The organism is Sphaerospermopsis sp. LEGE 00249 (assembly GCF_014299995.1).
In the GTDB taxonomy this organism is placed as follows: Bacteria; Cyanobacteriota; Cyanobacteriia; order Cyanobacteriales; family Nostocaceae; genus Sphaerospermopsis; species Sphaerospermopsis kisseleviana.
This window is the reverse complement of the sequence record NZ_JACJUZ010000001.1, coordinates 166,491-180,946: the sequence shown is the minus strand read 5'-3', so window position 1 is coordinate 180,946 and position 14,456 is coordinate 166,491. Positions and strand designations below refer to the sequence as shown.

General features: G+C 36.9%; 8 protein-coding genes and 2 pseudogenes. 6 read left to right on the top strand and 4 right to left on the bottom strand.

From position 1 onward, the window contains the following. Nucleotides 1–2: 2 nt before the first annotated feature. The 4 genes and pseudogenes from H5968_RS00840 to H5968_RS00815 all read left to right on the top strand — a co-directional run. Nucleotides 3–1,283: a hypothetical protein gene (locus H5968_RS00840; protein ID WP_187038411.1), complete on the top strand. Its 1,281-nt coding sequence runs from the start codon at nt 3–5 to the stop codon at nt 1,281–1,283. A gap of 267 nt (nt 1,284–1,550) precedes the next feature. Continuing rightward, on the top strand, nt 1,551–7,856 hold the full coding sequence (locus tag H5968_RS25010) for a LamG-like jellyroll fold domain-containing protein (protein WP_222620510.1): 6,306 nt from the start codon (nt 1,551–1,553) through the stop codon (nt 7,854–7,856). Nucleotides 7,857–8,056: 200 nt separating this feature from the next. Then, nucleotides 8,057–9,850, top strand: coding sequence for an AarF/ABC1/UbiB kinase family protein (locus tag H5968_RS00820; RefSeq protein WP_187038410.1), 1,794 nt, complete (start codon nt 8,057–8,059; stop codon nt 9,848–9,850). 250 nt (nt 9,851–10,100) lie between these two features. After that, nucleotides 10,101–10,421 (top strand): annotated as a pseudogene (locus H5968_RS00815) (NAD(P)/FAD-dependent oxidoreductase); the annotation flags it as partial. Between the two features lie 238 nt (nt 10,422–10,659). Here the strand turns inward: H5968_RS00815 and H5968_RS00810 are convergent. Further along, nucleotides 10,660–11,013 (bottom strand): hypothetical protein, encoded by a 354-nt coding sequence (locus H5968_RS00810; RefSeq protein WP_187038409.1) that lies wholly within the window; start codon nt 11,011–11,013, stop codon nt 10,660–10,662. Nucleotides 11,014–11,143: 130 nt separating this feature from the next. Here H5968_RS00810 and H5968_RS00805 point away from each other — a divergent pair, with 130 nt between their 5' ends. Beyond that, nucleotides 11,144–11,698 carry a PIN domain-containing protein gene (locus H5968_RS00805; RefSeq protein ID WP_187038408.1) on the top strand — a complete coding sequence of 185 codons (555 nt, stop codon included), beginning with the start codon at nt 11,144–11,146 and terminating at the stop codon, nt 11,696–11,698. Nucleotides 11,699–11,948: 250 nt separating this feature from the next. Here H5968_RS00805 and H5968_RS00800 read toward each other — a convergent pair whose 3' ends face one another. From H5968_RS00800 to H5968_RS00790, 3 genes and pseudogenes are all read right to left on the bottom strand, one after another. Continuing rightward, complete coding sequence (locus H5968_RS00800) at nt 11,949–12,560, bottom strand: hypothetical protein (RefSeq protein ID WP_096568101.1); 612 nt, start codon at nt 12,558–12,560, stop codon at nt 11,949–11,951. Nucleotides 12,561–12,624: 64 nt separating this feature from the next. After that, nucleotides 12,625–12,873 (bottom strand): annotated as a pseudogene (locus tag H5968_RS00795) (DUF4926 domain-containing protein). Nucleotides 12,874–12,980: 107 nt separating this feature from the next. Then, the gene (locus H5968_RS00790) at nt 12,981–13,397 is read right to left on the bottom strand and encodes a hypothetical protein (RefSeq protein WP_187038407.1); all 417 of its coding nucleotides are present in this window, start codon (nt 13,395–13,397) and stop codon (nt 12,981–12,983) included. A 177-nt stretch (nt 13,398–13,574) separates the two neighbouring features. On the opposite strand from H5968_RS00790, the gene H5968_RS00785 reads away from it, so the two are divergent. Beyond that, entirely contained in the window at nt 13,575–14,321 is a 747-nt protein-coding gene (locus H5968_RS00785) for a hypothetical protein (protein ID WP_187038406.1), read from the top strand. The last annotated feature ends 135 nt before the right edge of the window (nt 14,322–14,456 follow it).

Below are 14,456 nucleotides of genomic sequence, written 5' to 3'. Positions count from 1 at the left end.
CCATGACTACATCCATGAAGTTGCGTAGAGGCTTTAGTTTTGATGAAGCCATTTTAATGACAAATTTTTCTAAGTATGCCTACGATGTTTTCCAGTATGATGATGGTAGTGTTGATGATGTAGAAATCAAGACGGTGTACAAGGCTCTTTATAGAAATCAAGGATGGGAGCTAGTTCACTGTGTGCGTAATGATGACACTAATATTCGCGCACTAGTGCTCAAAAATACTCAATCCTCAAATAATCAGCAGTATGCCATTGCCTGGCGGGGTTCTGCAGGTATGAGTGACGGTTCCATTAACTTGGATAACGTAGTTTCTGATATAGATTGGAAACTCGTTGATTATGGTAATTTGGCTACCCGACAAGCGAAAGTAGTACGGGGATTTCATTTGGCGTTTGAGTCGGTTGCTGATGAGGTTCAATTCTTCTTCAAGACTTTAAGAGGCGAGTTAAAACCCTCCGATTTCCGCCGTCTCTATAATTTACCTCCCCTGCGAAAATTTGCTTGTCTCACTGCTTTGGCAGATGCTGGGTCAATTCGACTGGGTACGGAGTTTGAGGAACAAGCTCAAGATTTGGTTCAGCAAATTTTTGCCGATGGTGAAATTGATGATGACGAAGAACTGCAAAAAGTTTTGTCTTTTCTAGAAGAAGAGCTTTTGTCTAAACTAACACCATTGAATGAACCTATAGAAATTTGGTCAACAGGCCATAGTTTAGGTGGATCTGTGTGCCAACTCGCTGGTCTTGCTTTAAGACGCTGGTTTGGTTCTGTTTCTTCTGGAGGACTACAAATCAAAGTTTATGCCATTGCTGCTTGTAAAATTGGTAATCAAGATTTTGTCGATTTCTACAACAAACAAATCGGATCAGAACTAAGCTATCGCATCGAAAATACCTTGGATGCTATTCCGACTATCCCTCTAGATCCACCTTTCCCAATTTCTGCGATCGCTCCTGAAGGATTCCAGGTCGGTAATGTGTTCCTGGGTAAGTTTGCTAACGGTGGTGAAGCAATTACAGTCACTGGATTTGGTGGTCAAAGCGGATCCATATCCTTTGGTGGACTTTTTAGTATCCCCTTTAGTGTTCCTTTTCCCCATAGCCCAGAAACTTATATTCAATTATTGACAGATCAGAAGCAATTTTGGAATCAGTTAGTTCGTCCCGTTAAGGATATTGCACGTCCTTTTATGATTGAATTGCTGGATGATGACAAGAAACAAGATGGAAATTCCAACAAAGTTGATCATCAGGAAGATATAACTATCGTCAAGTAAAAGAGATTAGAAATGAGGAATTGGATAAAAAATTTGCTCTAATTCCTCTTCCTCTCTCAATTATCAATTGCCAAAAGATATAGTCATTATACCAGAAGTGTTGAATGTTAAGATTTTGAGGATTTTGTCCAAGTTGTGCATTGGTATTGGTGATACCAAATTTGAGCAATTAATGACTCTATTCTCAATAGACAATGGATTTTACCTGGGTAAAACGAAAAGATTCTAAAGGTTTATTGCAGGATTCAACACTTGTGATTAAGCGTCATGGCAGACGGTACAATAGTCGGTATAGGCATGAGCAACCAACTATATACCAAAAAGACCTTAACCAGTAATTGGGAACATATTGCTAATAGTGGTTCTGTATTGGGTATTACCGTCATGGCAGACGGTACAATAGTTGGTATAGGCATGAACAATCAACTATATACCAAAAAGACCTTAACCAGTAATTGGGAACATATTGCTAATAGTGGTTCTGTATTGGGGATTGTATGTTATTCAGGTGTAGCATTAGCACAAGTAATACAACCGATAAGGGGGATTACCGTCATGGCATCATTTGATGGGATAGACGATTATGTATCCTTACCCGCAGCAAACAATGATTATTCTCAGGGATTCACAGTGGAAGCTTGGGTGCAGTACAGCAGCTTTCAACAATCCTGGTCAAGAATTATTGATTTTGGCAATGGACAAGGACAAAACAACATTGTTTTGGGTCATGTAGGAACATCTAACAATCTAGGATTTCATCTGTATTCCAGCGCGGGAATAGATTTTATTGAAATTCCCAATGCTTTAGAAATTGGTAAGTGGATACACATAGCTGTTACTATTAGCAAATCTGGGGAAGCTAAACTTTATCAGAATGGTCAATTAGTGCAAACTAAACCATTTCATCTTCCAGATAACATTGACCGCAAGCTGAACTATATAGCAAAGAGTAACTGGTCAAATGATGGTTACTTTGAAGGTCAAATAACAGAAGTCAGGCTGTGGAATATTGCCCGCACTCCAGAAGAAATTCAGCAAAATATGAACTCTCGTTTGAGGGGAAATGAGTCAGGATTAGTAGGTTATTATCCCTTGAATGGAGATGCTAACGACAAAACCAGCAACGCTAATCATGGCACAATAAATGGTGCTATTTGGGAGCAAGAAGAAATACCTGTCGCTGATTTAACTGGTGGAAATGAACTGAAAAGCCGTGGAGTTTGTGATACAAGAACGAACTTTTATTTAGTAGATACTAACAATCCCATTAATATTAATGGCGATATTAATGGCTGGGAAATTTGGGCAGATACAACAGCTCCTCTACAACTGATTATTTACCGAAAAGACGGTAGTTCTTGGTCAGTAGTAGGTAAGAGTGATATGAAAACTCCCGTGGTGGGACTTAACCAGTTTTCCCTATCTACACCCATGACAGTTAAACAAGGTGACTTTGTTGGGATTTATTATCCTGGAGGAGGTTCAGTAAGTTTCAACTTCACAACAGATAAAGAAGCTTCGGACTTGGGAAATTTAACTAGTAAAGTTCTTTTCACTAACACTGGTGCTGATGCTACAGCCTTTTCTGGCTCAAGTAATCGCGTTTATTCCATCAGGGTAAAAGGTGTTGCACAAGTAATACAACCTACAAGTGAGAAAACCATACCTGGTGTGATAGGTATAGGCATGAACAACCAACTATATACCAGAAAGACCTTAACCAGTAATTGGGAACATATTGCTAACAGTGGTTCTGTAATAGGTATTACCGTAATCTCAGACGGTACAATAGTTGGTATTGGCACGAATAATCAACTATATACCAGAAAGACCTTAACCAGTAATTGGGAATATATTCCTAACAGTGGTTCTGTAATAGGTATTACCGTAATGTCAGACGGTACAATAGTTGGTATTGGCATGAACAACCAACTATATACCAGAAAGACCTTAACCAGTAATTGGGAATATATTCCTAACAGTGGTTCTGTCTTAGGTATTACCGTAATGCCAGACGGTACAATAGTCGGTATAGGCATGAACAACCAACTATATACCAGAAAGACCTTAACCAGTAATTGGGAACATATTCCTAACAGTGGTTCTGTCTTAGGTATTACCGTAATGCCAGACGGTACAATAGTCGGTATAGGCATGAACAACCAACTATATACCAGAAAGACCTTAACCAGTAATTGGGAACATATTCCTAACAGTGGTTCTGTATTGGGGATTGTATGTTATTCAGGTGTAGCATTAGCACCCAAGAGTCAACCAGAAGTTAAACCAGAAGTTAAACCAGAAACTACAGCAGTTTTGAAATCTTTAGGTCGAATTGTCGTTAATGCAGACGAATGGACTATAAGTGATGCAGGAATCAAAACTACACCTGATGCAGCTACATTTGCTCTGAATATTGCCAAATATTTTGTAGGCGATAATAAAGGCAAATTTCATGTACTTTCTAATAATTTTGGGTTAACAGGAGCATCTCTGGAACAAACAATGACCAAAGCGGGTCATACTTGGACTAAGGGAATGAATATTCCTATTAACCTAGAAACCCTGGAAAAATATGACGGGATTTTTATTGGTGGCGATATTGTAAATAACCAAGTTTTAATTGAATATGTGAAAAATGGAGGTAAGGTTTACCTTTGTGCTGGGACAGGTCAAGGAGGAGCGCAAGTAGAAGCAAATAATTGGAATACTTTTTTAGCTGCTTTTGGTTTGAAATTCCAGGGAGTGTACAACGGAATTGGCGGTAATATAGCAGTTAATAATCCCAATCATCCTCTCTTTGCAGGAGTCAAAACTCTTTATCAAAACAATGGTAATTTCATTACTGATTTACAAACTGATTCACAACTAAATCAAATCATTCTTGCTCATAGTAGTGGACAAGGATTAATAGGTACTGCTGAATTTATTAAACCTCCTGCACATCCGAATATCGCTACAGGAACAAAAATTCAACTCAAATCTTGGAAAGGAGATTACTTACATCGTCCTGACTCAGCACAAGGCGTTACATCTTGGAATACTGATATCGGTAATGAATGGGTAGTTGAGTTCATAGGTGAGAACAAAATTCAACTCAAATCTTGGAAAGGAGATTACTTACATCGTCCTGACTCAGCACAAGGCGTTACATCTTGGAATACTGGTATCGGTAATGAATGGGTAATTGAGTTCATAGGTGAGAACAAAATTCAACTCAAATCTTGGAAAGGAGATTACTTACATCGTCCTGACTCAGCACAAGGCGTTACATCTTGGAATACTGGTATCGGTAATGAATGGGTAGTAGAAATTATTTCTACAAGTGATAAAACCATACCTGGTGTGATAGGTATTGGCATGAACAATCAACTATATACCAGAAAAACTTTAACCAGTAATTGGGAACATATTCCTAATAGTGGTTCTGTCTTAGGTATTACCGTAATGTCAGACGGTACGATAGTTGGTATAGGCATGAACAATCAACTATATACCAGAAAGACCTTAACCAGTAATTGGGAACATATTGCTAACAGTGGTTCTGTCTTAGGTATTACCGTAATGTCAGACGGTACGATAGTTGGTATAGGCATGAACAATCAACTATATACCAGAAAGACCTTAACCAGTAATTGGGAACATATTGCTAACAGTGGTTCTGTAATAGGTATTACCGTAATGTCAGACGGTACAATAGTTGGTATTGGCACGAATAATCAACTATATACCAGAAAGACCTTAACCAGTAATTGGGAACATATTGCTAACAGTGGTTCTGTAATAGGTATTACCGTAATGCCAGACGGTACAATAGTCGGTATAGGCATGAACAACCAACTATATACCAGAAAGACCTTAACCAGTAATTGGGAACATATTCCTAACAGTGGTTCTGTATTGGGGATTGTATGTTATTCAGGTGTAGCATTAGCACAAGTAATACAACCGATAAGGGGGATTACCGTCATGGCATTATTTGATGGGATAGACGATTATGTATCCTTACCCGCAGCAAACAATGATTATTCTCAGGGATTCACAGTGGAAGCTTGGGTGCAGTACAGCAGCTTTCAACAATCCTGGTCAAGAATTATTGATTTTGGCAATGGACAAGGACAAAACAACATTGTTTTGGGTCATGTAGGAACATCTAACAATCTAGGATTTCATCTGTATTCCAGCGCGGGAATAGATTTTATTGAAATTCCCAATGCTTTAGAAATTGGTAAGTGGATACACATAGCTGTTACTATTAGCAAATCTGGGGAAGCTAAACTTTATCAGAATGGTCAATTAGTGCAAACTAAACCATTTCATCTTCCAGATAACATTGACCGCAAGCTGAACTATATAGCCAAAAGTAACTGGTCACTTGATGGTTACTTTAAAGGCAAAATCGCAGAAGTTAGGTTGTGGAATATTGCCCGCACTCCAGAAGAAATTCAGCAAAATATGAACTCTCGTTTGAGGGGAAATGAGTCAGGATTAGTAGGTTATTATCCCTTGAATGGAGATAGTAATGATAAAACTAGCAACGCTAATCATGGTACTATTAATGGTGCTGTTTGGGAGCAAGAAGAAGTTCCTATCACTGATAATAGTTTGGTCAAAGTCGGTGCAGTAGGTGGTTCAATATCAGGAATAGATTTTGAATTTTTACCTCAAAATACAGCCCCAAAATCACGCTTAAAAAGCGTTATTATAAATGAGGCTTGGGCAATTGGTACACTTCAAGTAGAATATGAAAATATGGCTTCTACTCCTGTAGAAACTTATCGTTCAGCAAGAATTGGACTTGGTGGTGGTAAAAGACAAGAAGTCTCTATAGAAGCAGGAGATCATTTAACCAAATTAACTGGAACTTGGGGACGGTCAGCACCAGGATATCACAAACACGACATTATCACCATCCAATTTGAAACCAAAAAAGGCATTAAATCTCCAATTTTTGGTGGAGGTAGTGGAAAAGCAGAGGTCGAACCTTTTGTTTTAGAAGCTCCTGAAGGACAAGAAATTATTGGTTTCTTTGGTTCTCATGGTGGTCCCCAGGGTTTGTTACTGCGCTTGGGAATTTATTGCCAACCGATCTCTAGTCCTGAAAATAAACAAGAATCATCATCAGCACCATCTACTGAATCATCTGTGATTTCAGAAAATCAACAAGAATCATCAGCACCATCTACTGAATCATCTGTGATTTCAGAAAATCAACAAGAATCATCAGCACCATCTACTGAATCATCTGTGATTTCAGAAAATCAACAAGAATCATCAGCACCATCTACTGAATCATCTGTGATTTCAGAAAATCAACAAGAATCCAAACCAGTATTGAAGCTTCGTAAGGGATTTAGTTTTGATGAAGCTATCCTGATGACCAATCTTTCTCAATATGCATATGATTTTTTCGAGTATGATGATCATAGTGTTAATGATGAAGAGCTAAAAAAATTTTACACGGCTATCTATAAAAATCAGGGATGGGAGTTAGTTCACACTATCCGTAATGACAAAACAAATATTCGGGGACTAATTCTCAAAAATACTCAAATTGGTAATCAGTATGCCATTTCCTTGCGAGGCACATCTCTTGGTACTAAAGGTAGCGTTGTCAGCTTGGATAATATAATTTCTGATTTCGATTGGAAACTGATTAATTATGGGGCTGTGGCTGTCCAAAGGGCAAAAATTGTCCAAGGGGTTCATCTAGCTTGTGAATCGGTGGCTGATGAAATTCAATACTTTTTCAAGACTATAAGGAGTGAGCTAAAACCCTCAGATTTCCGGCATATCCGTCAGTTGCCTCCTTTAAGAAAATTTGCTTGCATTACTGCTGTAGCTGATGCGGGAGGAATTATACTGGGAGCAGATTTTAACCAAAAAGCTCAAGATTTGATTGAGAAAGTCCTTGAAGACGATGAAATTGATGACGATGAAGAACTAGAAAAGATTTTTCAATTTTTGGAAGAGAAGATTTTATCTAGGGTATCATCCCCAACTAAACCCATAGAGGTATGGGTAACTGGTTTCAGCTTGGGTGCCGCCTTGAGCCAATGTGTGGCTTTATCGCTACGCCGTTGGTTTGGCTCTGTGGCATCTGGGGGACTTGCGATCAAAGTTTATGCAATCGCATCACCGAAAATTGGTAATCAAGAATTTATAGATTTCTACAACCAACAAATAGGAAAAGAATTAGCTTATCGCATTGAAAATGTTTTCGATATAGTTCCCACATATCCTTACGATCCTCCATTTCCTGTCTCTGCGATCGCTCCTGAAGGACTACAAGTAGGGAATCTTTTCCTTGGCAAGTATGGTAACGGTGGCGAAGCTATTACAATTATGGGTATGGGTGAAGGTCAAAGTGCCTCTGTCTCTATGTCTGGACTTTTCTCTTTGCCTTTTAGCCTTCCTTTTCCCCATAGCCCCGAAGTCTATCTCAAATTGTTACAGGATCAGAAACAATTTTGGGAGCAGATGGTTCGTCCCATTAAGGATCTTGCACGTCCTTTTATGCAGGAGATACTGGAAGAGAGAAAAGATGACAAAAAGTCCAATTATAGTGGGTGATAGGTGATGGGTGACAACACTAAAACCTGCATTCGCTACCCTCATCTGTCACACAACAAAAATTGGTGATTTGGAGATTTAGAAAAATAAATGTAGGGACAATTCATGAATTGTCCCTCAACATAGATAATCACCAACATGGATAGCATTATTTGTTGCCTTGCATGATTTCAAAAATATGAATTCTATACTTAAAAAAAATGAAAGATAATACAGTAGAATTAGTAAAATTACCAGATAATATTGCTGATCTGTCCCAACAGAAGCAATCGCCAAAGAAACTTTGGGCGCGTCGGTTAGCTATTTTCAATTTTGCTTTCTCATTCCTATTACTCCTGCTATGGGACTGGTTAACTATACGCTTGGTCAAGAACCAGCAGCTACGAGCCAAGATTTTAGTGGAAAAGCTGATTAATATGGGTCCCACATTCATCAAGTTGGGACAGTTGCTTTCCTGTCGTCCTGATCTGATTCCACCTATTTATGTAGATGAACTTGCTAATCTACAAGACCAATTGCCTCCCTTTGCAAATGAGGAAGCGTATAATATTATAGAAGAAGAATTTGGAATTCCATATAACCAAGTCTATGCTGAACTGAATCCCGATCCAGTAGCTTCCGCTTCTTTAGGACAGGTTTACAAGGGAAAACTTCATACAGGTGAAATCGTCGCTGTCAAGGTGCAACGTCCTGGAATCATCGAAATTCTGGTTTTAGATATCTACTTGTTGCAGCAATTAGCAAGTTGGGTACAAAAAAATGTTCCATTCATCCACACAAATATTAGAGCCTTGACTGATGAACTGGCTAATTCTATTTTTAAGGAAATGGACTATGTAAAAGAAGGAGCAAACGGAAAGAAATTTGCTGAAATTTACAATAACATACCACATATTTATATACCGTATATCTACTCAAAGTATACCACCAGTCGAGTTCTGACAATGGAGTGGGTCAATGGTGTAAAAATCACTTCAATTGAAGAGCTTTGCAATCAAGGATTAAACCCTGCTGATTTGATGTCTTTGGAATTTAAGTTTTTTTTACAACAACTCCTTGAAGGTAGATTTTTTCATGCTGATCCTCATCCGGGAAATGTGCTAGTAACCGCAGATGGAAAACTAGCTTTTCTGGACTTTGGCATGATGAGCGCAGTTGAACCAGAAACAAGTGACTTGCTGATTATATTCTTCTTACATTTTATATCTGGTGATTTTCAATCCATGGCTGAAGACCTGGTTGCATTGGAATTTTTACCTCCAGAAACTGATTTACCTCCTTTAATTCCTAGACTGAGTCAGCTATTTGGCAATAATGTTCGGGAAAGTACTATTGTGGAATTTGGCTTCAGGCAAATTTTTGACAAACTATTGAGCTTAGTTTACGAGTATTCCTGGCAAATTCCTAAATTCTACGTTTTGGTTTTTCGAGCCTTTGCCACCATAGAAGGAGTAGCTATCAAATTGAATCCCGATTTTCAAGCTTACAAAGTCGGCTTTCCTTATATTGTTAAATGGACTTTAACCAAGCGATCGCCTGTGTTATGGGATGCTCTCAAAAATTTATGTGTGAAAAATGAAACTATCCAATGGGAGCTAGTGTCAGATTTATTAACCACTTTTTCTCAAATTGAGGATTTTAACCTCTACATCGCATCAGAACGAATGATAGAGTTTTTATATTCTGATCAAGGAAATTCATTCCGTTATGTTCTGGTTAAAGAAATGGTTACTAAATTAGAAGGAATGTTTGATAACATGATGAGTCTGACAATGGCAATGATAACTCCTTTTGAACCATATAAAATATTGAGTAGAAACTGGGATAATATACAGCCATTCATAAGACAATTTTTAGCTTCTAATCTTGTGAATTTTAGTTCCGCCCATGAATTATCTGAAATGTTCTTGCGGAAAACAGAAGCCATGCGTTTGGAACAAGAAATATTAACTGAATTAGGAAAGCGGATATTAATGCGTTTTATTTCCGTATGAATTTAATTAAAAGTTTAACATAGGTTTATACTTAAGATGCTGCGATCGCGCTTTGCGCCTTTGCGTGAAACTTAAAACTCTAGTATACCTACCGCATCCCATAATCATAACATCTCTTATAATTTAGGACTTACGCCAGGATCAACCAAATATGAGGTATGGGTTTCGGGCATTTTAACGTGATTTTTTAATTATTTTTGGGCGATAGCGAAGCGCTGCTGCAAGCAGTTCGCTATTGATCGGAAGTTAAGGTCATACTTTGCCACCATTTCATTACACCGATGTTGGTAGTTTAGCAATGATTGGGCAAAATTGAGCGGTAGTAGATTTAGGTTTTTTGAAACTTACAGGTTTTATTGCTTGGGTATTTTGGCTAGTAATTCACATCTATTTCTTAATTGAGTTTGATACTAAGATGGTAGTGGTAATTCAGTGGGCATGGAATTATATTACTCGTAATCGTCGTTCTCGATTGATTACAGGTAAGGAAGCTTTCTTAGGACCACAACCTATTAACAATTCTCATCCTTATCAGGCGACAGAAACCGTCAAACAGCCAGTTAAGGTTTAGGTTTTTTTGTAGTTATTACCAGTACCTTGAAGCCGATAGAGAAACCCGTCATTAATCTCAACACTTGATCTATTAGTGTGAGACTTATGGCGGGTTTAAGTATTTTGATCGCAATAAATTACCATGAAAATCTAAATACCTGTAAACCTGGAAAATCAAAAAATGTAGGTTGGGTTGAATGAAGTGAAACCCAACATTGATAATAATATTCAAGATGTGGTGTTGAGTTACGCTGCGCTTAACCCAATCTACAACTCGTAATTTTCACAGCAGCAGCTAAAATATCATCATCAGATTCCATGTCATCCAAATTATCCACTTTTATATGTTCTATAATTTGACGATGAGTAATTTCATATTGTGCATCTACTAAAGTACGTGCTATTAGATAACTGAGTTTTTGCCAATCTTCAGATGAAGCTATTTCTTCTATATTTTGCAATGCTGTATAAGCTTCTGTTGGGAGATAGGCTAAAAATTTTAAGGCTAGATGAATATTCTGTATTTGTGTTTTTTCTGCGATTTTAGACAAATCAATGATCATACTTTTGCTTTCTTGCTCACTGTGAGTCAATCTCGGTTGTTCTGACATATAAATTACTTGTTTATTTTATGGTATAATAAAGATTGTATTTCCTCTAAAATTAAAGAGGATAGACATTAGATAAACTTAACTATTATTCATTAATAACTCACTTTATCAAGTTAAATCTTATTTGAAAATGCAGCAACAAGAAAATTTAATACGGTTATGTCTTGATCTTAACATCTGGTGTGCCTCTTTACTGTCAGATAGGAAAGGAAAGAAAAATTCATCGAGTCAAAGTTTAGTTACAATAATAACTCAAGGACGTTGTGAAATAGGGTTAGTACAGTTAATTATATCTTGGGGTATGATTAACCGATTGCGTTCGGTCCTGGAGTCACAGTTAAATATTACCACAACATTAGTTAATTCTTATCTATCGGCAATTGTTAGTTATACCCAACTCGGACCAGTTTATTTTTCTCCACAATTAACTTTAGGGGGTACGGGTGTAATTGCTATCAGTGATCAAGAAGATGCCCATGTTTTAGAAACTGCTATAGCTGGTAAGGCTAATATTTTAGTAACAGTTAATTTTAAAGATTTCATTTCTAATGATACGCGCATTATTCAACCAGATAGACACCTGATTTATACGACACCTAATCATGCTTTTCATATTATACATCCTGATTTGATGATGGAATGGTTACGTCAGGGTATAATTCCAGATGTTGAAGGTTTTATATAAAAAATATTGTATATATTAGACTTCTCCGAAAAAGATGTAGGGACAATTCATGAATTGTCCCTACCAAGGGTTTCAGGTTATGCATATTTAATTTTCGGAGATGTCTATTGTAAACCTGAGAAATCAAAAAATGTAGGTTGGGTTGAATGAAATGAAACCCAACATTATATAAATGTGAGGTGTTGGGTTTCGTTCCTCAACCAAACCTACGACTACTGGCGTAACCAGTAATGGAGGCTGTCGGAATTATTTATGCTGCTTTATCTTTTAGTTCTTCACCTATAACAACAATCTTCTTTTCTAGTTCCTCGTATGTGTTGACCCCAATAACATACAAAACTTTTGCGGCAAGAATTATATTCATTGGTGGAGTAATGCCAGCATCTAATAGAACAACAATTGATCGTTGTGCCTGATTAGTTGGAGAAGACCACTCATTATAATGACGAAAATTATTTGCTGTTGCCCATATAAGTTTTGATAGTTTTGCATTTCTAATATTTTCGCCAACATTTAGGCGTTCGTCTTGGTTATTAATTCCTAGTTGAACTCCGAGAGATTGTATCCAGTTATTAAGTACAAGAAATAATGATGCTGCATAAATATCCCTTGAATAAATTTTTACTTGATTTAATCGCGTCCATTTTTGCCAGTGGTACATAATTTTCATATCATCCCAATCTGTATCCCATAATGGTGGACCTGGATAACTATCATTAAAAGGGTCAGTTCCGCTTGCCATTTCCGAGAAAAAATACGCAGAATTTTCGGAAGCTGTTGAATTAGTAAATAGTGTACTTAAAGCCTCTCTTTGCAGAAACAATTCATCTAAAAAAGTTTTTAGTATGTTGTCTTTACTCATATCACTTAATCAAAATATAAATGTGAAGTGTTGGGTTTAGTACCTCAACCCAACCTACAATTACTTATGCTGTAACCATTTCCGGTACTAAATTAGGTGGTGCTGGATCAAGATGTAAAACCATGATTTGCTCTGGACGCAACCCAACAGATTGATATGTTTGTCCATTACTATCACTAAATTATACTTCAAAAGCAGCACTATCGGCTAATAGTTCAACTATTGTACCAACTTGACCACGCAACAATTTATATTCAGGTAAATCAACTGTAAGTGCTACTATGTCTAGTAATTGGGGTGTATTTTTAGTCATTTTCTATAACTTCCAATATTTGTAGGTTGGGTTGAATGAAATGAAACCCAACATTATAATACCAATTGGTGGTGTTGGGTTATCTCATCAATTAATTTCTCTATCAATTAATTATCCCTACAAGCTCCAAAAACTAATCTGCGCCCAATTTCTGTTTGCTGTTGATAACGAATATTTAGGACATCAATCATTTCCCATTTATTGCCTAATTCCATGATTAAAACTGGTGCATCTTTTTGTCTAATAATCTGATTACAAACACTATAACGTCCAACGCTAGAGCCGTAATGACTAACATCATTAAAGATGCTGAAACGACCAACCTCAGAACCATAAATTCCAACAGGATTAAAAATACAATCCCTTTCATTTTCATTACATAAGCTACCATTATACCCTACATCGCCAAGAAATTGATTATCACCAGGAGAATATATAAATAACCTTTCAGCTTTAGCAGAAGTTGTAGTCAACAAAACAAATGTAGTAATTACGGAAGTAGATAATAAAAGTTTATTCATCATAAATCTGCTGAACCATGAATAGTAAGTATTATTTCGATAATATCATTTTGTAACTATTTCAGGCACTAATTAGAAAAATTATGTTAGTAATAAATTAAAAATTCAAATAAGTGATTTTACTGTTGACGCAAGGGTTTAAATTAATTGATACTTAAATTAATGAGTGTATTAAAAAATATGGGATTCTTAAAAACTTTTGGTAATATTGCTGGTAAAATTATTGGTAGCACTGTTGGTGGTGGAATAGAAGTGGTGGGAAATTACTTGGACAGCAACTTTATCAAAGAAGTCGGACAAGGTGTATATCAATCAACTGTTGCATCCACAGAAACATTAGCTACTTTAGCTGATGGTGTAGTTACAGCAGTTCACGGAGTTGCTACTGACGATGAACGAAAAATTGCAAGTGGATTTTCTGATGTTGAAAATGCAGTTAAGTCTACAGCTATTGGCGTGGGAAGAACTTTGGGATACACTGCTACCAGCGTAGGTGAAGTTTTCAATGGACTTGCTAATAATGACTTAGAAATGGCAGGAAGAGGTGCTAAAAAAGTCGCCAAGGTTATTGCTGTTGGCACTTTAGCTGTTGGTATAGGTGATATATTGATTTTAGGTGATACAATCATTCCTGATGTTGAAATTATTAATGAATCTCTGGTTATGGAAGCAGAAATATTTGATAATCCATCTGATATGAGTGAGATGGATGTTGTTCTTTATGAAGATGTTTCAGAAGTAAATGCTTTAGAAGAAGTTTCCAATTTTACTAATGATGTTGATTATGTACAGCCGCATTGGGTAAGTGGATATGAACGAAATGGGACTTATATTGAAGGTTACTGGCGGGATGGAGATGGTAATACTTCTGAAAACCTAACTTCTGAACAAGGAGGTGGTTATTTTCGTAGCAATTCATCAACATAAATTAAGCCAAATATAATAGTCTTGTATGCTGTTGGGCTTTCTCAACCCAATAGATTTATAAGTTTGTCCATATATCTTTTAACTGTTCTAAATCTTTATTCAAGATTAGTTCCGTAGGTTGGGTTGAACGAAGTG